The organism is Schaalia odontolytica, assembly GCF_002847525.1.
GTDB classification, from domain to species: Bacteria; Actinomycetota; Actinomycetes; order Actinomycetales; family Actinomycetaceae; genus Pauljensenia; species Pauljensenia odontolytica_B.
In genome coordinates this window covers 1-3,315 of sequence record NZ_PKKM01000023.1, presented here as the reverse complement: position 1 = coordinate 3,315, position 3,315 = coordinate 1, and the positions used below count along the sequence as shown (strand labels likewise).

Annotated in this window: 1 protein-coding gene; it reads left to right on the top strand. The window is 61.1% G+C overall.

Annotated features, from left to right (window positions below):
• The first annotated feature begins 623 nt into the window (after positions 1–623).
• The gene (locus CYJ22_RS10000) at positions 624–2,039 is read left to right on the top strand and encodes an Ig-like domain-containing protein (protein WP_101602510.1); all 1,416 of its coding nucleotides are present in this window, start codon (positions 624–626) and stop codon (positions 2,037–2,039) included.
• The last annotated feature ends 1,276 nt before the right edge of the window (positions 2,040–3,315 follow it).

The following is a 3,315-nucleotide window of genomic DNA, read 5'->3' as shown; positions in this document are numbered from 1 at the left end:
CCCAACAGGAGGAACCCCCACTCCAACTCAGCGCATAACCCACTCCGAAGGACACAAAACGATTACACCACTCCACAGGACTTGACCGCTTTGCCTGGGGCGGGGGCGACTTTTCAGAACGCCCATGCGACAGCTCTGCACACGTGCGACCAGACAAATTTCGCATGCAATTCCCCCACGGCACGAATCGACCCAACCCCAAAAACCGCAGAATACCAACGATCAGATTACAAAATTTGAAATACGTTCACGGGAATTGCATGCGAAATTTCTGGAGACTGCGAGACTCTGCACCACATCCAAGAAGCGGAGCAGCTCATATGCGCTTCGTCACACGCTTGACTGGACGACAAAGAATAGTAACGCCAGTCAATTAATTACCAAACAACTAGAACGCCGCCCAAATGCTCACATTTCCATCCGGGTTAATGGCTGATGAATTGCTGGACGACTAAATCAAACCCTCCATAACATGGACAAATAGACGAAATTGAACGCGCAGACTATTACGCACAGGCGTAGCCTTCCCATCAGCATCATTACTTGCTAACCAGAGCGGATGGGTGGACACCCGACGCGCACGCCACGGCCTCGTCCCCCATCCATGACGAATGGAGACTCACGTGCACCCCCGCAGTATCGGGCGTCTTTTCCCGCTCGCTGTCGGGCTGATCGTCGCCGGCCTGCTGGCCGCGTTCATCGCGATCGCCCCCACCTACGCCACCTCCGTCAGCGTCGTCAGCAAGATCTCGCTGGCGCGCGAGGACAAGGAAACCACCGCGCCCACCGTCGGCATCCACGTCATGACCATGTCCTTCGACATCGACACGACCGGCAAGGATGTCGCGCCCGGCGACACGTTCACCATTCAGATTCCGCCGGAGCTTGAGATCGTCTCAGACTCGGGCAGCTCGACGCTGAACTTCAGCATGCTCAACGACGACAAGGTCCCGGTCGTCGACTGCTCCGTCCCCGCGGGCGAGGGCGTCTCCATGACCTGCACCTTCGGCGAGTACGCGAAGGACCACCACAGCATCATCGGCCACGGCACCGTGCGCACGAAGGCCGTGCACGCCACGTCCTCGTCGACTGTGTCCTTCCCGGTGAACGGCACCGCCATTGTCGTGGACCTGCCCGGCGGCTCGATCTCCGGCACGTACGAGCGCATCCTGCGCAATACCCAGAAGTGGGGCCAGCCCAAGCAAGGCGACTCCTCGCGGATCATCTGGGAGATCGACATCAAGGGATCCCAGCTGCCCGAGGGCGCGACCGCGGTCGAGATCGTTGACACCTTCGACATGAGCTCCGGCGGCTACTCGCTGGTGCCCGGGTCGGAGAAGCTCTACTACTACAACAACGACGCCGAGTACCAGGCCGAGCAGGCACCCGCCCTCAAGGCCGGCGCGTCGATCGGCGACGGCACCTTCACGATGGAGGCCACCGCCGACGGCACCGGGTTCACCGCGACGTTCCCGCGCCTCACGAACAACGGCACCTACGTCCTGCAGTACGAGGCCACGATCAACAACGTGGCAACCGTGCGCAACGGCGTCACCTTCCACAACGACGCTCTCATCAACGCAAAGTTGTACACGGGCGGCGTGGACATCCACTCGGACGGCTCGGGCGACGCGAACGGCGACGCGAATCCGACGCCTACGCCGTCGGTGACGCCGACGCCGGAGCCGACTCCTTCCACGACTCCCACTCCGGAGCCGAGCCCGACCCCGTCCGTGACCCCGTCTCCGACGCCGACCACAACCCCGACGCCTACGCCGTCTTCCACGCCCACCCCGTCGGTGACGCCCACTCCCGAGCCGACGCCGTCGACCACCCCGACTCCTTCGGCCACGCCGACCCCGTCGATGCCCTCGACGCCAAGCTCGTCCACTCCCCCGGCTACGCCTCCCACGCCTTCGGCTCCCGCGCCGAAGCAGCTGGCTCGCACGGGTGCCGACATGGCTGGCGTCCTCGCTGGCGCCGGCATGCTGGGCCTGCTGGGCGCGCTGGCGGTGGCCGCTCGCCGACACCAGGCCTGACCGCCCCACCCTCCGCGTGAGGGCACGCATCTGACGCACTGAGCCCCGGCCTCGTATCGACGAGGTCGGGGCGAAGTCATACGCGAACGCGCCCACGCGGGGCTCGTCATTGCCGGGAAAGTGTGAGAGAAACCGGCGGCGAGTGGTCGCGTGGGCGCGTCCGTTTACACAGAACGTTTCAACAGAGAGAAAGCACCCGGAAGAAACAGTGATTAGCGTAACAGGCATCGTGTTCTCGCGGGTGCGTTTGGATGATCAATTTCCGGTGAACTTTTGCGTGGCTCTCTCGGTCCATCCGGGCGCGCCACGGCCACCCTCCTCCCCTCGCTCGAGATAACCGAAACGCATCAGGGCTCGACCGCGTCCCAGTCACCATTGTGGATGTAGGCGCCGTCGAGACGCTCGACCATCTCGGAGGCGCGGGTGCAAGCTTCGACGGCCTCGAGGACTCCGAGGGCGATCAGGGCGCGGCCACCTTCGTCGTTCAGGCGGTCCGTGTCGACGACGAGGATGGCTCACCTGCCCGGAGATCACTCCCAGGTGGACTGGCTGCCCCCCTCGTACGCGACCTAGCACTATTTCGGGAACGAGTCATCTCCACTCAAAGGGGAAACTCTGATCAATCGGTGTCAGCAAGAGAGCGTTGCTCATGTCTTCCTTGACCAAAACTCTGCTTTTCGGCTAGTATCGACCTAGCGAGAGGATGCGGTAGGACGTCTGGTAACAGACGTTCAAAGGAAGCCGCTTCAGCGACTTCGGGTGCGGGACTGCCTTCAGCTTCAGGCTGTAAAGACCCCATGTATCAAGATCTCCTCTCGCTTTCAAATGCTCCTGAACGACGTTCAGGAGCATTTTGATTGAGCATTTCCTGATCAGGGCTCATCTCTACTCAAGCTGGGAATCAATCACCCACCCCCTTTGATATACTGTTCACACCCTCACTTGTCGGACCGTCAAGCTGAGAATTGATCACCCATCCCCTTTGATATACTGTCCTGCTCGTAAAAAGTCTGCCCTGAGTGCTGAGAATTGATCACCCATCCCGTTTGATATACTGTTGACTGCCGCCTGTGCACAGCCCCCTTGCTGAGAATTGATCACCCATCCTCTTTGATATACTGCCCCGGTTCCGACCCCCTCGGATGAGCCGCTGAGAATTGATCACCGATCCCCTTTGATGGCTCTTCATAATTGAGGGTGTGGGGGTGGTATGCGGGGTTGGGCGTGTCGTGGCCGGGTAGAGGTCGAGGTCTTCCGATGATGGGGGTTGCGACAC